A 19677-nucleotide genomic window follows, 5' to 3' on the forward strand; every position below is an offset into this window, starting at 1 on the left:
CGCTAAACTCCTGATTCATAGCATAAGCCCAGTACCTGTTCCGCTGTGACCCCCGTGTTTGGGAGCTCGGCTGCCGTCCGGCCTTCACGCATCACGACAATGCGGTCGGCAATATCCAGCACTTCCTGCAAATCCGAGGAGACGAATACCACACCGCAGCCCTGTGCGGCTTGATGCCGCAGCAATCGGTGGATCTCCTCCCTCGTCATGACATCGACCGCTTGCGTAGGCTCGTCGCATAGCAGCACGCTCGGAGCAGAGAGAAGCGCCTTGGCAAATACGACCTTCTGCTGATTGCCTCCGCTCAGCTGCAGCACCGGCTGCTCACTTCCCGTTGCCTTCACCTGCAAACGTTCCATGCGATCGGTTACTTCGGATTTCTCCGCCTGATGCCGGATGTGCCATCCGTTAGCAAACCGGGACAGCACGGGCAGCGTCATATTTTCCCGAATCGTCATGCTTCCGATGAGGCCGTGGGCCCGGCGATCCTCCGGGATGAGGACGACGCCGTTTTGTATCGAAAGAGCGGGCTTGGGCAGCCGGATCCGACGGTCCTCGATCGTCACGTTCCCCTGAGTGCACTCGCGCGTACCGTAGATCGCCTCAAGCAGCTCTGTGCGGCCCGCTCCAGCCAGCCCGAACACCCCGACAATCTCGCCGCTGTGTACGGTAAGGTCGGCATGCTTGACGATGCCGTCCGTCGTCCTTATCGCTTCCGCACGGAGAAGCATCTTGCGGCTGGCAGGGTCCGCTCCTGCAGAACGTTCCGCATGGACTCCGGCTTGGCGCTCCTTGTGATCGCTCATCATCCGTATTAACGCTTCCCGGCTTGTATCGCTCGTCATGACCGTTCCGACCTTCATCCCATTGCGGAATACGGTAATTCGATCGCTTAATTGAAAAATCTCTTCCATGCGATGCGAAACATAGAGCACAGACCGGCCCTCGCTGCGCAGCTTCCCGATCCAGGAGAACAGCAGCGCCGTTTCCCTATCCGTGAGCGATGCGGTAGGCTCGTCCAGAATGAGCAGCTTGCAATTGTGCATCATCGCCCGCATCATTTCCAGCATCGTCCGCTCCGGAGGCGTCATCGCCGATGCGGTCTTGCGAAGATCCAGATCCATGCCAAGCTCCTGCTTCAGCTGCTCCCCCCGGCGCACCATCTCGCTCCACTTCACGCGCAAGCCCCGCAAAATGGAAGGATAGGCTTCTCCCAGAAACAGGTTTTCGTATCCGCTGAACGATGGAATCAGCTGACGGTCCTGATGTACCACATTGATGCCCGCCTGCTTGGAATCCTTGGGAGATGCAAAGGCGGCTTCCTTGCCTTCCCACACCATCCGTCCCCCGGTTGCACCGTAGACGCCTGTGATGATTTTGATCAGGGTGGATTTGCCTGCACCGTTCTCCCCAACCAACGCATGCACCTCACCAGGCTGAATCTCCATATGTATGCCTGCAAGCGCATCCTGCGTCCCGAACCGCTTCGTCATGCCCTGTATGCTCAGAAGCGTCATGCTGTGCTTCCTCCTCCTGCTGCGGCAGAAAAAAGGCATGGGAGCTCCCATAGCCTTCATTCTGTCCCATTTTTTCTTGTTACTTTCCTGCGTTTTCTTTGGTGATCAGCGAGGCCGGAGCGTACATTTCCGTCTTTTCCACTTGTTGCCCGCTGAACACTCTCTCCATCTGCTTCGTTACGATTTCGGCCATACCGCCGAAGTTTTGCTTCACTGTCGCAACGAGTGGCGAGCCTTTCTTGATCATCTCCACAGCCTGGCTGTTTCCGTCGATTCCCGTGACGATAATATTTTTGCGACCGGCCGCTTCAATAGCCTGTGCCGCTCCAATCGCGGGCTCATCCCAGCCGGCCCAAACTGCTGTAATGGCATTGTCGTCTTTGTTCGCAAGCAGGATGCTTTCCGTTTGTTTACGTGCGCTTTCGATAGGTCCCGGAACTTGAACCTGCTGCTCGGTAATCACCTTCACGCCGGTATTCTGCTTAAGCAGCGTGTCCAAAGTTTCCGTACGCTTCAGCACCCCCGGATGCGCGCGGTACGTCAGTACAACGATGTTTCCTTTGCTGCCGATCGTTTTGAGCAAATAGTCGGAAATCATTTTGGACATTTCTGCATTGTCGCTTGTTGCGTTCATGGCCATACCGTCAATATAGCCCGAGTCACAGCCGAAAACCGGAATATTTTTGGATTTGGCCTTCGCAATTTGCGTTTTGACCTGATTCGGATCCGTACTTACGATGACGATCGCATCGGTCTTAGAAGCAATAACGTCCTCCATCCGGCTGGCCAGCTGGCCCACATCGCCCTTCGTATCTACTACATTCGCCTTCCAGCCGCGGTCAGCCGCCATTTTTTTTAGGGACTCCACCATTTCATTGGTTGTAACCGACGAGAGAAAAGGCGTCAGAATCGAGATCGACTTCTCTTTCTTCCCTGCATCCGCCGCGCCTCCCGGTGCCTGGCTTTTGCCGCAGCCAATGACCCCGAACAGCAGAACAAGCGCTGTCATAAATACAAACACTTTCTTCAATTTCTTTTCCTCCCTTTTTATGGAAAGCCTAATATATAGCAACCGGATATTTCCTGCAAAACCGGGTATGCCCGCCAATGGATACGACATTTTTTATATGTAAAAATTTATATGATTATAAAGGGTAACAACAAAAGTTGCAATAGGGTAACGCGTTTATGCAGTAAATAACGATCGCAAACGTCAATAAAGCAGGTATAACATCTGTATTTGTCGAAAAAGATGATAAAATCTACTCTCTCTACTATAATGAACGGATCGTAAGAAATAAAGGAGGAATTTGGCATGAACGGCGAATGGAAGGAATTGGAGGGAAGGCTCCCCGCATGGCTGGAGGAAAGCAGAAAACGAACCGCTTCCGGTAAGGTAGCCTCCTATATCCCCGAGCTGGCGAACGCGCCTGGTGAGGCGCTTGGAATTACCCTGTGCGATGGACACAACGGCGTGCTGACTGTGGGGGATTGCGGACTGCACTTCACATTGCAAAGTATATCCAAAGTATTTACCCTGCTGCTCGCGTTAATGGACCATGGGGAGGAGGGTGTCTTTGCCAAAGTCGGAATGGAGCCGACGGGGGACAATTTTAATTCCATGCTGAAGCTGGAGCTGGTCGAGCCCGGTATTCCGTTCAACCCTCTCATCAATGCGGGGGCTATTGCCGTCTCTTCCTTAATCAAAGGAGCGACGCCGGCGGAGAAAACGGAACGTATCGCCGCCTTTTTCCGCGAGCTGGCCGGAGACTCCTCTCTTCAGGTGAATGAGGCCGTCTATCAGTCCGAAACCAAAACAGCGCACCGCAACCGCTCCCTCGCCTATTTTCTTAAGGCCAACGGCGTTCTGGAGCACGATGATATCGAGGAGGTTCTTGAGGTGTACTTCAAGCATTGCTCCATCGAGGTCAGCTGTATGCACTTGGCCCGCATGGCTCTGGTGCTGGCTTATGACGGCAAAGATCCGCAGAGCGGACGCCAGCTCGTCCCGCGCCGTTACGTGCAAATCGCCAAAACGTTCATGATCACCTGCGGCATGTATAACGAATCCGGTGCCTTTGCCATCCGGGTGGGCCTGCCTGCCAAGAGCGGTGTTTCCGGAGGCATCCTTGCACTTGTTCCGGGAAAATACGGCATCGGCGTCGTTGGACCCGCGCTTAACCCCAAAGGCAACAGCACCGCAGGCGTGCATTTATTAGAAACCATCTCCACGGCATTCGATTGGAGCATGTTCTAGAGAACGCATGAGACCATATAAAACGGCCCGTCTCCATGAAGGAAGACAGGCCGTTGTTGCTTCAAGGTCCCTAATAAGCCAAGCTTATGAAGCCAGCTTCTTATAAATCGCTCCGATCCGGTCCAGCTCGGTTTCGGCTTTGCCGAAAAAGCCGGCAATATACGACCCCACAGGAGCGGTAAATGTTGCGGTGCTGGAGGTTTGTGTCCCCCCGGATAAGATGTTACCTTTATTCGTCTTGAACTGGAGGTAGAAAATGCGGTCATCGCCGTTCTTCGCTCCCTTATGCGCAGTAACCTGACTGATGTATTCATCGCCTGCCAGCTGCAGTGCGCTGTAGCCGTTCGTGCTTACCCCGCCCACCGTTAGGACGGTGCCGTCCCCGAACGTTAAGCGGAACCCGTCGACGCGGCTTCCCGAGCTAAGTTCTACCTTCGTTATCTTCGACTGCAACGGCAGATGGGCAAGCTGGTTGAACGCAAGGCCGCCGGAGCCGCCGAACGGACTGCTGACGGACACGCTGGAAGAAACGGTGTATTGGAATTTCGCAGACACCGGATAATGGTCGGAGAGCTGGTTGCCACTGCTATCCGTGAATTTGGTATCCTCCAGCTTGTAAGCGGTCGCTTGCAGCTGCACGATTTCATTGCTCCGGTACAAAATTTTATCCACGACCTCAAAATTCGGTCCATTCCGATTGCTCGTATCCATCAGCGCGTCCCCATCCGCAGGGATACTCCCGCCCCGAACGAGCTCCACCCACGCATCCTTCAAATTGTCCTCGGCCAGCAGCTCTTCCATCACGTCTCCGCTGCGGGTATACCGGCAGTTCGTATCGCCCATCACGATGACCGCGTTGCCGTCGGAATACGTTTGGATATAGCTTTTGAGCTGGCGGATATTGTCGCGCCGGGCTTCCATCGAGCCGCTATCCGTATCGGCATCGGCATGCAGGTTGTATACGTCGACATTCACCCCCGGCTCCAGCTGGAACCGGCCGACATCGAACCCTTTTGGAGTCAGCTGGTCGCTGCCGCTGTCGAAGACGCCGTACGATTTGTTCCATTTGATCCGGATAAAATCGGTGAACGGGAATCGGGACATCCGATTCAGGCCGCTTCCAACTCCCGCTACGCCGCTCGTTGTCGTCAAGTATGGCAGCGTGACATACTTAATGATGTCGCTGTGATAATTGAAATCCTCCTGTACGTTGACGATATCATAGTCGTTCAGCAGCGGACTTATTTTTTGCGAGTTCGTGGCCGGATCCCCGCTGGACAGAAGCTCAGGCAGTCCCGCTACGTTAATGGTGAGTACGGAGAAGCTTTTGGGCGTAGTTGTCTCCGCAATGGAAACGCTTCCAAATAGAGATCCGATAGAAAGAAGCAAGGCGAGAGAACAGCTTAGTTTTTTAAAACGATTCATGAACTCATTCTCCTTTTTCGTCGGTTTCGTTATTCCTTACCGCAAAAACCGGTCCTGCTTTGTCTTACCCTCCCGTTGGTGTGCCGCATTTAGCCGGCATTCCGTCTGCCTGCTCCTGCTGCCATCCTTTCTCTGTCCCCATCTTTAGGCTTAGAGCCCCCGTACCACCTCCTTCAAGCCTGCGACACGACCGCATAAAAAAGAGGAGCCTATAGGGTTAAGTTATAAGCTCCTCTGCTGCTATTCTGGTTGTCTTCCCAAGGGCCGCGGCCTCCGTTTATTCCAATTCAACTTATTATTTCATTTGCTCCTTCTGCTGCTTCACGATATCCCAGACATCCTTGGCCAGGAAGGCTCTGTCTTTGTTCTCGGTGTACCATTTGTTCATGAAATCCTCAAGCTGCTTACCGCCGGCTTTATCCCAAGAGGCTTGAGCGTCCTTGATTGCTTGCTCCGGACTGTATTTCGCACCGCTAATGATGGCTTTGACGTAAATATCGGTAATTTCCTTCAATACGCTGGTATGAATCACATTCAGGTCATTCGAGAACGTAGGCATATGCTCGCCCACCGTAATGCCCGGATATTGACGGTTCGGATCCAGGTAAGACTTTTGTGCTTCCTTGTACATGTCCAAGCCTGCCTTTTGATCGGCTACCTCAGGGTTAAACTGATTGACGACAAAGCTGCATTTGTCCGTTGCACGAGTAAGGAACATGACATAGTCCCCTGCATAGTTGACTTCGTTCTTGGATTTGGCAGGGTCGATAATTTGCGGACAGCCGTTCGGCCCTTTTTTCCAATGCACGCCTTCCTCGCCCAGCACGATTTTGTTCCCGTTTTCCGGCTTCATCAAGAAGTCGATGTATTTTACCGCCGCTTCCGGATCCTTTGCCTTCGCATTCAGCACCGTACTCATCTGGATCGGATTGTCGATAGCTCCGGTAAATTCGCCGAACTGGGATTTCGGATAAGGCAGGACGGCAATTTCGGCTCCAGGGACATTTTTCTTCAACGTACCGAGGTCGGCCGTGGAAAATTCGAACCAGCTCACGCTGGAGTTAATATAAATCCCGATTTTGCCGTTCAGGAAATCCTGCTTCGCCTTCATGCCATCTTTATCATTGATGTAGTCCTTGTCGATGATGCCGTCATCGTACAGCTTTTTCTTGAACGTCAGCGCTGCCAGATCATTGTCCCACAGCAAGCCTACCTTGCCGTCCTTAATGCCCCAGGAAAGCTGGCTTTTGGACATCGAGCCGCCGAACATTTCGTTCAACGCCGTCTCCGAATATGTGCTGATATTCAAGCCGTACGTGTCCTTCTTGCCGTTGCCGTCCGGATCCTGGTCTGCAAAAGCCTTAGCGACCTTCATCAGCTCCTCCGCTGTTTTGGGCACCTCCAGGTTCAGCTTCTTCAGCCAATCGGTCCGGATAAAAAAGGCATGAAGCGGAACGGCCTCCTTCATTTTGCCGATTTCATACAGCTTGCCGTCGGACTTCGTTCCCGCTTTTTTCAGCTGCGGAAACTGGGTGAGCAGCTTTTGGTATTCCGGCATAAATTTCAGGTAATCGTCCAGAGGCAGCAGCTGCTTCTGCTCATAAATGCCGTTGCGGAACGGTGTATTGTATTCGTTAATAATATCCGGTGCGGAGCCGGAGGCGAACAGCACGTTCATTTTCTTGGTCGAATCGCTGCGGAGAATCGGAACGAATTTGACGTTAGACGGACCGTTCTGGTTGATCCATTTGGTCCAGCGGTTTTCTTCATATGAGCCCTCGGATGCCGGAACAGCTCCACGGTCATACATCGAAACGGTAATGTCTCCGCGCTTTGCGGGCTTTTCCTCTGCCGGTTTCGTCTCTCCTTCCGCCGGCTGCTGCTTGCTTGTGTCTGAGCATCCTGCGAGAACCGCCCCCATGGCTACTGCAGCCGTGAACGTAATTCCCATCCATTTGGTCGATTTTTTCATTTCCTTGTCCCACCCTTTTTATCGTAATAAGATGCTTACAATGAAACCGAAATTGAATCGATGCTTGCGCCACATGCCCTCTGACTTCTGCCTTTAACCTTTGACGGAACCGAGCATGACGCCTTTGACAAAATATTTTTGAAGGAACGGATACACAAGAAGCATAGGTACGACCATCACCACAACGCCAACGGCCTTGATCATTTCATTCATGACCAGCTGCTGCTCCATCGGATCGGTGGTTGCTGTGGAGACGACATCGCTTTTTTGCAGTACAGCCTGCACGATGACCGTCAAATTTTGCAGATCGGTTTTGTTGATGTACATCAGCACGCTCATGAAGGCATTCCAGTAATGTACGCCGTAAAATAGCGCCAGTGTCGCCAGCATCGGCAGCGACAGCGGAAGGATGATGCGCCATAGCAGCATCGTATCGCCGCAGCCGTCGATCCGTGCGGCTTCCTCCACCTCGTGGGGGATATTCTCAAAATAGCTGCGCATAAGCAGCATATTGTAAGTGCTGATAAAGCCTGTAAGCCATATCGACCAGTAGGAATCGATTAAGGATAAGCTTTTGACCACGAGATAGGTAGGAATGACCCCTCCCGAAAACAGCATGGTGAACACCATCGCAAGGACGAGATAGCGTTTTCCCGCCAGATAGGATCGGGACAGCGGATAAGCCGCTAAAATCGTTCCCAGCATACTTATCGCAACCCCGGCGACGGTGATAAGCAGGCTGTTCTTCAACGCCTTCAGTGCCGGTGTCGCCACAAAAAAGAATTTGTACGCCGATACTTGCAGCCCGATCGGCCACAACGAGACGTGCCCGGACTCTACCGCCCCCCGTTCGCTTAACGAGACCGCAGCGATATGCACGAACGGCAGCAGACAGGTTAAGGCGAACCCGGCCAGGATGATATAGTTGATGAGATAAAAAATCTTTTCTCCTGTTGTCGGTTTCAAGGTTAATCACCCCTGTTGTGGCTTTCATGGAGGGGAGGTTGGCTTGCCATGTCGTGGCTTGACTTGGCTTGCCTTGGTGAAATGGTGGCTGCGCAGGCTGGAATCATTCTTCCGATCGCTGTTGTTAGGAGATTTCTTGAATAATACCGCAGCAGCGGTAGAAATCTCCTAAAGCATATGCTTTCGAAGTCGCTTTCTTTCAGAAAGCGCTCAGGCGAGCGCTAACGCTTCTACAGAACGATTCCGCCCGCTCCGCCTCTATTTCACCGGGACTTCCTCTCCATGAAAGCCCGTTTTTTAAGAGTAGTTCATGTTTTGTTGTTATACAAAACATAGCTCCTTATGGCTTGCTTTCCGCAGTGTATTCTCTGCGGAAAGCCAAGTCATGCAAAAAGTGTTGTCTTGGTTGTTATCTTGATTGTTATCTTGGTTGTTATCTTGGTTGTTATCTTGGTTGTTATCTTGGTTGATTTCAGACTGTTTATTAGTTTGTATCTTTCTTACTGTAGATTTGCTTCAGGTTTGCTTCAGGTTTGCTGTAGATTTGTTGTAGGTTTAGCTCTGCAGGTTTGTTGCAGGTATTCGCTTTTGAACGGTTGTTTTGCCTGCAAGCCGGCAAAACATGCCCTCTACCCTCCCCCACGGAGAGGGGGGACAAAAAGACCGGCGACCGGCGGAGGGGAAGGTGTGTACTGCAGGAGCGAAGCGTTCGCCTTTGTCCTTGGGAAATTTCCGCCGACAGCGGACTCTAATCCCAATTTCCCAAGGACAACAGCGACCGGAGGTACACACCTTCCCTGCAGCATGCTCCTATTTGCGCTACACACCTTCCCCGCAGCCACGCTCCATTTTTTGTGCTACACATCTTCCCCGCAACCACTCCAACCAAGCTCCCTTTTTGTCCCCCCTCTACCACAACGCCTGATCAAACTTACGAGCAATCCAGTTCGCCACCAGCACCAGGGTGAAGCTGACGACCGACTCGAACAAGCCCATCGCCGTCGTCAGGCTGAACTGCGCCTGCTGAAGGCCAATCTTGTAAATATACGTGCTGATAACCTCCGACACATCGGCAACCGCCGAGTTTTGCAGGTTGTATACTTGATCGAAGCCAACCTCCATCACCCGTCCCATGGCAAGAATCAACAGCAGCACAATGGTGTGGCGGATGCCCGGCAGCGTAATATGCCAGATCTGCTTCCACTTGGAGGCGCCATCCATCCCCGCCGATTCATATAAGGCCGGATCGATCGTCGTCAGCGCCGCCAAATAGATGATGGTGCTGAACCCCATTTCCTTCCACACACCGGAGCCTACGAAGATGGTGATCCAGGAGAAGGACTCATACAGAAACGTTTTCGGTTCAATCGAAAGCAGCTTGAGCAGCTTGTTGACCGAGCCGTAATCCGTTGCGAACAACGTAAGCACAATGCCCGATACGATAACCCAGGAGAAAAAATGCGGCAAATAAATAATCGTTTGCACCCATTTTTTAAACCACGCCTTGCGGACCTCGTTCAGCAATATCGCAAGAATGATCGGTACCGGGAAGCCAACCGCCAAATTCAGAAAGCTAAGCCAGAACGTATTCCACAGGATTTGCACAGTGTTGGCCGAAGAGAACAGCAGCCGGAAATGCTTGAGCCCTACCCAGGGGCTGTGCAGGATCCCGTCTGCAAAATTGTAGCTTTTAAAAGCGATAATAAGTCCGCCCATAGGGATGTACTTGAAGATCAAATAAAAGGCAAACACAGGAAGAAGCATAAGATACAAGGGGACATTCTGCTTCAGTTTCCTTTTGCGCCGCAGCTGCAGCTGCGTAGACCGGGGCGTGTGCTGTTCTGAAGGGACACCCGCGACAGGAGCTTCTTCCAATCGGCTCATGACGGCTCACTCCTTGTTCCTCGGTATAGGTTCATTATAATCTGCGCCTCCGATGCAACCCTTAAATATAGTTGGATGAATCTATAAAATCGTTTGACGGCTGTAAACGTTTCGTAAAGGGCAAAGACATGCCGTACCCCAGTCCACCTCTCAGCCTCTCACTAGATGGAACTGATCACTCTTACGCCTGGGAAGCACCAGCCCAGCCCCCTGCCTTACAGCCTTACAGCCGAACCCGAACGGGCCGATGTATTGGAGGCCTCGATTAGTCTCGTCAAATCGCTTGCCAGCCGAATGTTCTCCACTGCTGTCGTACCGCTACGGACATGATCTACCCATTGCTCGAACGCCGATGGGAGCGGTGCGGGCATTTCCGTTACGTCATGCCAGCGGTTGGCCGCCTCCCCCTCTAGCTTGGCGCTGCGCAGCTGCAGCCTATCGTCGTGCTTGGAATACGTCACGCTGCCGGCGGTCCCGTGAATTTCAATAAAAAAGTGGGACGTGCCGGTGGCAAAGCCCGCCTCGACGACAGCCAGTGCGCCGTTCGTCCAGCGCAGCACCGCCACCGCGTTATCCTCCACCTCCCGGCCGGTTACGTAGCCGTAGCTTGCGCTGACGCTGTCCGGCAGTTCCCCCATAAACAGCCGGGCCAGCACCATCGGATGACAGCCCAGGTCGGTCATCGCCCCGCCGCCGGTCGGCTCCAGCTCAAAGAAATGAGCGGGCAGCCAGCCATTCGGCTCCTTTTCTGTCGGAAGCGCCCCGTTATGGGATAACCGGGTCCGGATCAGCGTCACATCGCCAAGCAGGCCGTCTCGAAGCATTTGCTGAATCACCTGGGTAAAAGGCATATTCAAACGGGGCAGCGAAACGGTCAGCTTCACCCCTGCCTTCTCAACGGCAACCAAAATTTCATCGCATGCCTCCGATGTCAGGGCAATCACCTTTTCGGTAAAAATATGCTTGCCCGCCCGGGCCGCAGCCAGGATAACCTCCGGATGGAGCGAGGTCGGCGCATCCACGATGACGCCTTCCAGCTCAGGCACCGCCAGCAGCTCGTGCAGCTGCTCATAGAACGGAACCCCCAGCGCCTCGGCTTGCTGCCGGCCCCGCTCCGCCACTTCATCCCACACCGCCGTAATGACCGTCTCAGGGTGGTCCGACGCCTGACGTGCATAATCTTTGGCATGCACATGCCAAAAGCTTAATAAGGCTACTTTCATCATGATGTGTCGGCTCCTTTACAATGAATCGAAGTAAACCGCCTTGCCCGTACGGTTCGATTCGTAGATCGCTTCCAAAATTTCAGACACCACGCAAGCTTGCTCCGGTGTAACAATCGGCTCCCTGTCGTTCAGAATCGCATCGATCCACAGGCGAATCTCCTTATCCTGCATGCTTTCTTTTTTACCTTCATAGAAATCGGCACCCTTCGCTTCGAACTGCAGCTGGTTAACGTACAGACGCCCGTGATTTTCACCGTTAATCCTTAGCCCGTCCTGCATGTCGGCTCCGCCCTCGGTGCCGCACAGTGTGCATCTCGCTTCCTTCACATCCAGCGTGTTCAACGCCCAGCTCGATTCCAGCAGGATCGTGGCGCCATTTTTCATCACAATCATCCCGAAGGCCGAATCCTCGACCTTGAATTTCTCAGGATCCCACGGTCCCCATGCGTTCGCCGCCTTTTCCTTGCGCGACAGTTTATGGTAAGCGGTGCCAAGAACGACTTTGGGTTCATAATTGTTCATGAGCCACAGGGTCAGATCCAGCGCATGCGTTCCGATATCAATTAACGGACCGCCGCCCTGCTTCTCTTCGTCCAGAAATACCCCCCAGGTCGGTACGCCGCGTCGGCGAATGGCATGCGCTTTGGCAAAATAAATGTCTCCAAGGTCGCCATCCTCGCAAATTTGCTTTAAATACTGGCTGTCGGCGCGAAACCGGTTGTTGTAGCCGATCGTCAGCTTTTTCCCGCTCCGTTTGGCAACCTCCACCATCCGGCGCGCATCGGCGGCTCTGATGGCCATCGGCTTTTCGCACATGACGTGCTTTCCTGCCTCCAGAGCGGCAATCGATATTTCGGCATGCGAATCATTGGGTGTACAGACGTGCACCACATCAATCGCCGGATCGCCAAGCAGCTCCTGATAGCTCTCGTATACGACGGCCTCCGCCGTTCCGTACTGCTGAGCCACCGCCCGGGCGCGGCCTGATTCGATATCATAAAAAGCGACAATTTCAACCTGCTCCAGCTTGCTCAGGCTTGGCAAATGCTTGCCGGTAGCAATCCCTCCACAGCCAATAATCGCTACCTTCAGTTTGTTGGACATATTGATAACCCCCTATAATGATGTGCTCTATACCTTCATTATAAGAATTCAAAAAAAAGAACCCTTAAAAATTTATAGAGAAATCTATAAATTCATTGGGTCTCTTTTACAGATCCTTTGCAGCAGGTTTGACAGGGTCCAATCTTCAAGTGGAGAGAGGCGATACAGCTTCCTCCACAGGTATTTTCCGGTATTCCTTCGGCGACATGCGGAATTGCTGCTTGAATACGTTCGTAAAATAATTCGGCTCGTCAAAGCCGACCGCACAGGCAATTTCAAAAATGCGCATATCGGTATTGCGCAGCAGCAGAGCGGCTTTATCCATGCGCAGCCGGGTGACGTAGCTCGTAAAGCTGTCTCCGGTCGTTTTCTTGAACAAGACGCTAAAATAACTGGGATTCATATGAACATAATCCGCCAGGTCGGTAAGACGGCATTCCTCGTGGTAATGCTCCTCCACGTACTGCATAGCCCGCTCAATGACATTGTCCTGCTTGGAAGAGGCCTGCCATTGCATAAACAGCCTCATAAAGGACAGCACCTGCTCCTTGACCCAGACAAGGACCTCCTCCGCCTTCCAATGCGGCTGAGGCATACGGTCGGAGACGCCGGAGTCTGCGGAGGGGAACCGATCCGTCTGAAACTGCTTCTGTATCGTAGCCTGCAGCGCCAAGGTTAACGATAACGCCTGAAGCTTCAGCTCAGCCTCCGGTATGCCGGAAAGCTCCGCAATCCGCTGGTGCAGCAGCTGCTCCAGCACCTCGGCCTGCCCTGTCAAAATCGCCGACATCAGCTGCGCCTCGAGCTCTTTAGCCCTGCTCTGATTCAGAACCACAACGGAGCCCGGCTGCGGCCCTTCATGATGACCGGGCAACAACTGCTTTCTGCGTTGGATAAAGCGGTCCGCCGCCTTGCTGAGTACTTGACGGACATCCTCTTCCTTGCAGGGCTTAACGAGCAGGTCCAGTACGCCATGCCGGACGGCGGCCTGGGCATATTCAAAATTTTTATACGCCGTAATGATGACCACCAGCAGCTCCGGATATTTTTGCCTTAGATGACCGACGAATTCAAGCCCATCCATCACCGGCATCCGGATATCCGTCAGCACCAGATCAGGCCTGACTTGATCGAGCATCGTTAGCGCATCGTGCCCGTTGGCCGCCTCTCCTGCAACGTTCCAGCCGAGCCTGCCCCCCTCCATCATCTTCATCAAGCCACGGCGAAAATTCGGTTGGTCCTCTACGATCAAAACATTTCCGTTCAGCATGCTTTCGATGCCTCCGTTTCGATGGTCTGGTTTTGGGGAGCCGGCAGAATGAGCCGCATCGTCGTTCCATGCTCCAATCTGCTGGTAATGTCCAACCGGTACGGCGGTCCGTACAGCAGCTCGATCCGCCTAACAACACTGCGGACGCCGAGGCTTTCGCGCCCGTCCGGCCGGTGAGCCAGCGCAGCGCCGTCTGCGCCAAGCAGTTGGGCAATGACGGCATCCGTCATACCGCAGCCGTTGTCCGTCACATCGATCTCGAGACAGCCGTTCTGATGACTGGCCCGAATGATCAGCACCTTGTGCGACAGCTTGTTGCGGAATGCATGCATAAACACGTTTTCAACGAGCGGCTGCAGCAGAGAACGCAGCATTTCCCAATGCAATACTTGCTCCTCCGCGTGAATGACGGTTTGGAGATTGGCTTCGAACAGCTCGGTCTGAATTTTGACATAGTTGCGGATCTGCTGAATCTCTTCCCCCACCGTCGTCATCGTTCTGACCGGCATGATCGAATATTTCAGCATCTCCGAGGCGGCGGCGATCAAAGAGGCCGTCTCATGCTCATCCTTCAAGTACAGCTTCCAGTAAATTTCATTGAACAAATTATGAAGGAAATGAGGGTTCAGCTGCGCCTGCAGCGCTCTCAGCTCCGCCTCCCGTTCGCTCAGCTGCGTCAAGTAGACCTCTTTGATCAGGCGCCCCACCTGCTCGGTCATGGCGTTGAAGCTGTCCCCGATATAGGCCAGCTCATCCTTCGTTCGAACCTCGATTCGGGTTTCGAAAGCGCCCGATCGAACCTTGCGCAAGCCTTGCAGCAGCTCCTTGAGCGGACGCAGCAGCTTGCCGGTGGACAGCCCGATGAGCAGGCTCGCAACCACTACGCTTGCCAAGCCGGAGTACAGGATGCGCTTCGTTAAATCCTGGTTTTTTTTCCGGACCTCTGTAAGCGAGGTGCCGCTGACAAGCTTGAAGGAGATCGACTTGGCGTCGCTTCGGACGAACAAATGATTGTCGATCACCTGCGTCTGCCCCAGCTCCGCCATCCGCTGAAGCTCCGCATGGGAATAGGTCTCGCTGTTCGTGTACAGCAGCTCCTGCTGTTGATTGAACAAGTACACTTGGCCGTTCCCGTCCTTCGTCAGCTCCTTTAGCGAGCTGGAGAAGAACGACTCGTCCATGGCCATCACCATCATCCCGTACGTATTGAGAAAATTATTTTTCATCCAGCGGGCAACAACGATCGTGCTGCGGTACCCGCTCGGCTCAACGGAGCTTGGCAGCGGCATGCTCATCCATATCAGATCGCCGTAGCTTTCGCTAATTTTGGAGCGAATGACTCGAAAAACGTATTCATCGAGCTTATTGATCGACGAAGTCGTGTAGCTGAAATACGAAGGATTTCCGTTCAAGTCGTATAAGTACATCCCGGTAAAATAGGGTGCGTCGGATTTGAGCTGGAATACCTGCTCTTCAATCTGTTTTTTATCATAATACAAATTATACGGGTCATTGGCGCCGGGGGCTTGCTCATTCTCATTAATACGGATAATCATCCGTTCAATCTGGGGATTGAAGACAACCGTTTGCGAGATTCTGCTGACCTCCTGTACTTTCATTTCCAGCTTGGCCAGCGCTTCTTCGTTCGTCTTGGAAAACTGCTTGCTGATTTCCTCCTCAAACAGCTTCAGGTTGTACTGATATGTGAAATATCCCGTTGCGCCGAAGGCTAGCAGAATAATAAGGGACACGTTTATCATCAGCTTGACCTGAAAGCTGCTGTTGATGCCAACGACGATCCGAAGCCACAAGCGCATGCCCTGTCCCCCTATCTTTAGAAAATCCAATGTCCCCGAGTCTTGCCTGTCCCCCGCTGTACTCCATTATATGCAGTTCATTGTTATCCCCATGTTAACGTGAAGTAAACCGGGTGTGAAACCTTATCGTACCTGAAGTACTGAAAGGCCTTTTACGCCCCAGCCCCCTGCTTGAGCTTCGCGAGCTCAACGCCGGCCAGCATCATAATGCCGATACCATGATTGTCGTTCAGCACGGTGAGCAGGTCATATTTGTAGTAATCTGCGGAAAATGCATACCTGGAGCCGCTGCATACGCCGTACACGTTGCCGTGCCTGTCGATCGCTTTGCTTGTCAGCCCCTGCCAGGCTTTGCTTGCGGCTTCCGCGTAACGCTCCGGCCGATCCAGCCACCCAAAGCGGACGCCCCGGGCAAAAGCATACGCGAACATCGCCGTGCAGGACGCTTCCTCATACGCATCGGGATGGTTCAGCACCTGATGCCACAGACCGGATCCGCTTTGCAAAGCGGCAATGCCTTCGCAAAACTCGTTGAAAAAGGCGAGCAGCTCCGCCCGGTCCGGATGGTCCTGCGGCAGCGCTTCCAGCAGCTCCGACAAAGAAAACAGGCTCCAGCCGTTGCCGCGTCCCCAAGGGATCAGCGTCGCCCGGCCGTATTTGAAGTCGAACACATGGGACATGATCTTTTGCTCCGGCATGAACAAATAGCTCCTAAACCTCAAAAATTGTCGTGCCGCATCGTCCAGAAAACCCGTATCGCCGGTGATGGCGGCATAGCGAATCATGAAAGGCGTGCTCATATACAGATCGTCCGCCCACATCGTATCCGCCGAATATTCTCCTTCGCAGGTGCGGTAAAAAGCCCCGTCCTCCCGGCGTTCCAGCCGGTTGGCGATGAAATCGGCAATCACCCGCGCCACGGCGAGAAAGCTCTCGTCCTTGGACGTTCGGTACGCTTCCAGCATGGCTGACCCGAAGGAGCCGCAGTTGTCGAGCATTTTCATAAGAACAAGCTGCTGGTTGATGGCAGGGAAGCCGTACGTCCGCCGATCCCACAAGGAATATTCATACCATTCGGTACAAATCCGGATGTGATTCAACGCATAGTCGATGATATCGTTCCGTTCGAGCAGGCGCCCCGCTTGCAGCAGGCCGTACATCGTAACCCCAAGAGGATAATCCCAGCGGGCGTAGTTGGTCGCTCCGCCTACGGTCCATTTATTGCTGAGCATCGCATTCTCGTAATACGGCCGGATCCACGTGTCCGGCGCATCGAGCCGCCAATACACTTGCCGCTCTTCCCCAGGTACACCGGAATCCCACAGCCGGTGCAATGACTGCACCTGTGCAGGCTCGAGCTGAATGGGTGCGGCGAACGGCCCCAAATAAAACCATGGCCCCGCATCGCGCGCCCCTTGTACCTCGGCAGGCGGTTGAAGCTGATAAGCGCCGCCATCCGTTCCGCTAACCGACAGCCGGAACCCCCAGCTCCCTTCACCGTACTCGGAACGGACGAGGAGGTCGTGCTTGCTTCCTACAAGGTGCGGCAGCTCCCGGGTGAACTCGCCTGCGGCCGCTGTATGCAGCACCTGCTGCCCGTTCAGCCATACCGTCGTCGGACCCGCCGCATAGCCATGGATGACGGCAGCGCCGCCCAAGCCGGCACCTGCCCCCGTCAGCAGCTTCGTCCATGCGTAAGCCGCTTGACCGGGCTTCGCCCCGTACAACCGCTCGAAGGGCAGTTTGCCCTCCTCCGCGCCGTTCCAGTGCAGCTGAGGCAGCCAAGTCAGGCCGCTTGCCTGCTCGCCGCCCTGAAAATCCGGCACGCTGCCTTCCGTGTACAACGGTTCGTCCGTCGCGGAAGCGGATACAATCCAGCCCGCTTGACCAGAGCGCTCGGAGAACGGCGCCAGTACTTGAAGAATCCGTACCTTCGCCTCCTCCGCCCCGATGCGGCAGCCGAAGCCGACCGCCGTCTTTTGCATCTGAAGCAGCAGGGTATTCCAGCCTTGGCGAAAAACAATGCCGACACGGGCTCGGCCGTCAGGCTTGATTTCATCAATAACGTTGGAGCGGTAATGCAGCTTGCCGTTGAAGTACAGCTTTACCGGACTGAGGCACTCGATCCCGAGATCCAGAGAGCGCTCGTTATCGCTCCATACCAAGCCGCAGGCATATGCGAACTGGCCGTTCCGCGCTTCGGGAAGATAGCTGTTCATATCGATGGCATACAAGCCTTCCTCCGTTTGCAAAACACCCGTTGTTTGAAAAGCGCGCAATGTATAAGGAATTTCCGGATTCGCACCAATGTAACGGTTAGCCAATACCTGTACTATACTGAAATCATTGTCCCCTACTCCATAGCGGATGCTGTCCCGTTCTTCGATGTATTGGGTCATGCCGATGGATTCCACCCTTCTTTATCTGAATTCATGTGTCTAGGATAGACGCAGCGTAAACGTATGCTCGAATGGAGTAATCAAATTGACGAGCAGCGAGCTTGCGCCTGACGGATGCTGGATATCCCGCACGCCGGTCAGCGTGTGCTCGTGGGCGCCTGCTTCAAGCTCGATCCGGTCTTCGCCGACCTGGTACCGCACGCAGCCCTGTTTCCAAAATTGAGCATGTGGAGCCGCCTGCTGCAAAACCGATTCTTTGTCTCCAGCTTCGACGACGAACTGTCCTTCCTCCCCGAAAATAAACGCAATCTGCGTAAAAACATCCTCAGGCGAATCGGAGCTCACGCGCACTTGCCAGGTCAAGTGATCGACCCCTTGGACATCCACCTGCACCCGGTGCGTCTGCGAGTGGGTCATCGGGCGATGCTGGTGGGGCAGCAAATACCACGGACTCATCTCCGAACGGGACGATTCCGGAAGCAGCTCGGCGGGAATCGTCCCGTTATAGCCTTTATCCACCTCAGCGTACAACCTGTAGCTGCTCGTTCCCTGCTCCGTTCGGATGAGCCGCTGCATCGGCACAATGCCTGGAGAAAAGGAGGAGGACAGCTGAACGCCCAACAGCCTTGCCTTCCCGTGCCGAAGCGAGAAGAAGGACGACGTCTCGCTCATCATCGTGATACTGGTCTCCCCGTCTCTGTAACGAACAACCGGCGCACCGAACTCCGTATGCATTCTGCTGTGCTGAATGCGGAATTGGTGACCTGCCTGCTGCGCTTGAGCGAGCAGCTGCTCGGCAGGGTAAGTCGCATTCAGTATAAATTCGTACTGCTCAGGCAGCGGCGCCCGCTCAATCTCATCTTGACGCAGCTCCGGGAACAGCCGGTAAGCCACGGCTTCATTGTTGTAAACGCCCCCGGGCTGCTCCAGCGTTCTGGCTGCATAGTCCGCCATGGAAGCAAACTGCGGGTCGTTGTCATGTGAAGCCATCAGCCGGTAAATCAAGAAATAATTCGACAGATGGTGGATCTTCCCGAAATCTTGGCGTCCCGAGTAGTCCGTTACTATCTCACCGCTCGGATGGACCAAATACAGCATCATGCGCAGGTTGCTGCGTACCGGCTCCAACAGCTCGGGCCGCTTCAGCAGCCTTGCGGTATGGTACAGCATAATGTCGCTGACCGCGTTGTAAATCCCGTTGCTCCGTTCGGTCCACTCGCCGTCTTCCGTAATGTCCATGCCTTCGGCGAGCCATGCCTCCGACCGGTCTAGCAGCGCAGCGTTCGGAAACAGCTCATGAAGCGAAGCAAGCGCAGCCGTCATCACCCAACGGTGGTTCGGCGTATGGCAGCCGCCCGTCAGCATCGCGGGAACCGTCCGCTCCAGAAACAGCCGGACCTTCGCCGCCGTCGGCTGCAAGGGCTCCCATGCCTCCGCTTCCGCCGCAAGCAGCCGGTAAAATTGCGCCATCCCGGCAACAATAAAGCCGGTATCCGGCGGGGAATGATAGTTCGTCCAGCCGGGGGAGATCGTCCCGTCGGCATGCTGCTGCTTCAGCATGTAGGCCGATGCCCGGTCCAGGCTCTCCAGCAATCCGGCGTCGCGGTAATATCGCGAATCCGGATTAACGAGCGAAGCGGCCCACACCGCCATGACACTTGGTGTCGCATTGTGATTCGGCAGCGGGATGCCGCAGGCCGGATCGATAACGCCGCCGTCATATTTGCTCCCGGCATCGTTCAGCTGTCTGGGGAGCGTTTCTTCCGTCCATCTGTCATTCAGTTGAACGATTGTGGCATACATGCTGTCCGTGTTGACATTCGAGCTCCTGTTCACCGCC

The 19677-nt window shown here is 54.2% G+C and carries 14 protein-coding genes; 2 read left to right on the forward strand and 12 right to left on the reverse strand.

Translation table 11 applies throughout. The annotated features are described in order from the left end of the window. Positions 1 to 2 precede the first annotated feature (2 nt). Both CF651_RS09005 and CF651_RS09010 read right to left on the reverse strand, forming a co-directional pair. Entirely contained in the window at positions 3 to 1517 is a 1515-nt protein-coding gene (locus tag CF651_RS09005; RefSeq protein WP_094014528.1) for a sugar ABC transporter ATP-binding protein, read from the reverse strand. A gap of 79 nt (positions 1518 to 1596) precedes the next feature. Continuing rightward, complete coding sequence (locus tag CF651_RS09010) at positions 1597 to 2538, reverse strand: sugar ABC transporter substrate-binding protein (RefSeq protein WP_245855815.1); 942 nt, start codon at positions 2536 to 2538, stop codon at positions 1597 to 1599. Between the two features lie 294 nt (positions 2539 to 2832). On the opposite strand from CF651_RS09010, the gene glsA reads away from it, so the two are divergent. Beyond that, positions 2833 to 3774, forward strand: coding sequence for a glutaminase A (glsA, locus tag CF651_RS09015; protein WP_094014529.1), 942 nt, complete (start codon positions 2833 to 2835; stop codon positions 3772 to 3774). 84 nt (positions 3775 to 3858) lie between these two features. On the opposite strand, the gene CF651_RS09020 is transcribed toward glsA, so the two are convergent. From CF651_RS09020 to CF651_RS09030, 3 genes are all read right to left on the reverse strand, one after another. Next, the gene (locus CF651_RS09020; protein ID WP_094014530.1) at positions 3859 to 5199 is read right to left on the reverse strand and encodes a jacalin-like lectin; all 1341 of its coding nucleotides are present in this window, start codon (positions 5197 to 5199) and stop codon (positions 3859 to 3861) included. 295 nt (positions 5200 to 5494) lie between these two features. Continuing rightward, entirely contained in the window at positions 5495 to 7171 is a 1677-nt protein-coding gene (locus CF651_RS09025; RefSeq protein WP_094014531.1) for an extracellular solute-binding protein, read from the reverse strand. Between the two features lie 93 nt (positions 7172 to 7264). Then, positions 7265 to 8137, reverse strand: coding sequence for a carbohydrate ABC transporter permease (locus CF651_RS09030; protein ID WP_094014532.1), 873 nt, complete (start codon positions 8135 to 8137; stop codon positions 7265 to 7267). A 43-nt stretch (positions 8138 to 8180) separates the two neighbouring features. On the opposite strand from CF651_RS09030, the gene CF651_RS33125 reads away from it, so the two are divergent. Continuing rightward, positions 8181 to 8309 carry a hypothetical protein gene (locus CF651_RS33125; RefSeq protein ID WP_281254459.1) on the forward strand — a complete coding sequence of 43 codons (129 nt, stop codon included), beginning with the start codon at positions 8181 to 8183 and terminating at the stop codon, positions 8307 to 8309. A 737-nt stretch (positions 8310 to 9046) separates the two neighbouring features. On the opposite strand, the gene CF651_RS09035 is transcribed toward CF651_RS33125, so the two are convergent. The 7 genes from CF651_RS09035 to CF651_RS09065 all read right to left on the reverse strand — a co-directional run bounded on the left by CF651_RS09035 (position 9047) and on the right by CF651_RS09065 (position 19673). After that, on the reverse strand, positions 9047 to 10021 hold the full coding sequence (locus CF651_RS09035; protein ID WP_094014533.1) for an ABC transporter permease: 975 nt from the start codon (positions 10019 to 10021) through the stop codon (positions 9047 to 9049). Positions 10022 to 10236: 215 nt separating this feature from the next. Beyond that, the gene (locus CF651_RS09040; protein ID WP_094014534.1) at positions 10237 to 11247 is read right to left on the reverse strand and encodes a Gfo/Idh/MocA family protein; all 1011 of its coding nucleotides are present in this window, start codon (positions 11245 to 11247) and stop codon (positions 10237 to 10239) included. A 15-nt stretch (positions 11248 to 11262) separates the two neighbouring features. Continuing rightward, entirely contained in the window at positions 11263 to 12351 is a 1089-nt protein-coding gene (locus tag CF651_RS09045; protein WP_094014535.1) for a Gfo/Idh/MocA family protein, read from the reverse strand. Positions 12352 to 12496: 145 nt separating this feature from the next. Continuing rightward, positions 12497 to 13621, reverse strand: a complete 1125-nt coding sequence (locus CF651_RS09050; RefSeq protein ID WP_094014536.1) for a response regulator transcription factor — start codon at positions 13619 to 13621, stop codon at positions 12497 to 12499. Beyond that, positions 13615 to 15438, reverse strand: coding sequence for a cache domain-containing sensor histidine kinase (locus CF651_RS09055; RefSeq protein ID WP_094014537.1), 1824 nt, complete (start codon positions 15436 to 15438; stop codon positions 13615 to 13617). The genes CF651_RS09050 and CF651_RS09055 overlap by 7 nt, the downstream gene beginning before the upstream one ends. Before the next feature lie 152 nt (positions 15439 to 15590). Beyond that, positions 15591 to 17837, reverse strand: coding sequence for a glycoside hydrolase family 88/105 protein (locus CF651_RS09060; RefSeq protein ID WP_094014538.1), 2247 nt, complete (start codon positions 17835 to 17837; stop codon positions 15591 to 15593). A gap of 39 nt (positions 17838 to 17876) precedes the next feature. Then, positions 17877 to 19673, reverse strand: coding sequence for a hypothetical protein (locus CF651_RS09065; protein WP_342746563.1), 1797 nt, complete (start codon positions 19671 to 19673; stop codon positions 17877 to 17879). Between the last annotated feature and the right edge of the window lie 4 nt (positions 19674 to 19677).

The sequence above is a fragment of the Paenibacillus rigui genome (assembly GCF_002234615.1).
GTDB lineage: Bacteria > Bacillota > Bacilli > Paenibacillales > NBRC-103111 > Paenibacillus_S > Paenibacillus_S rigui.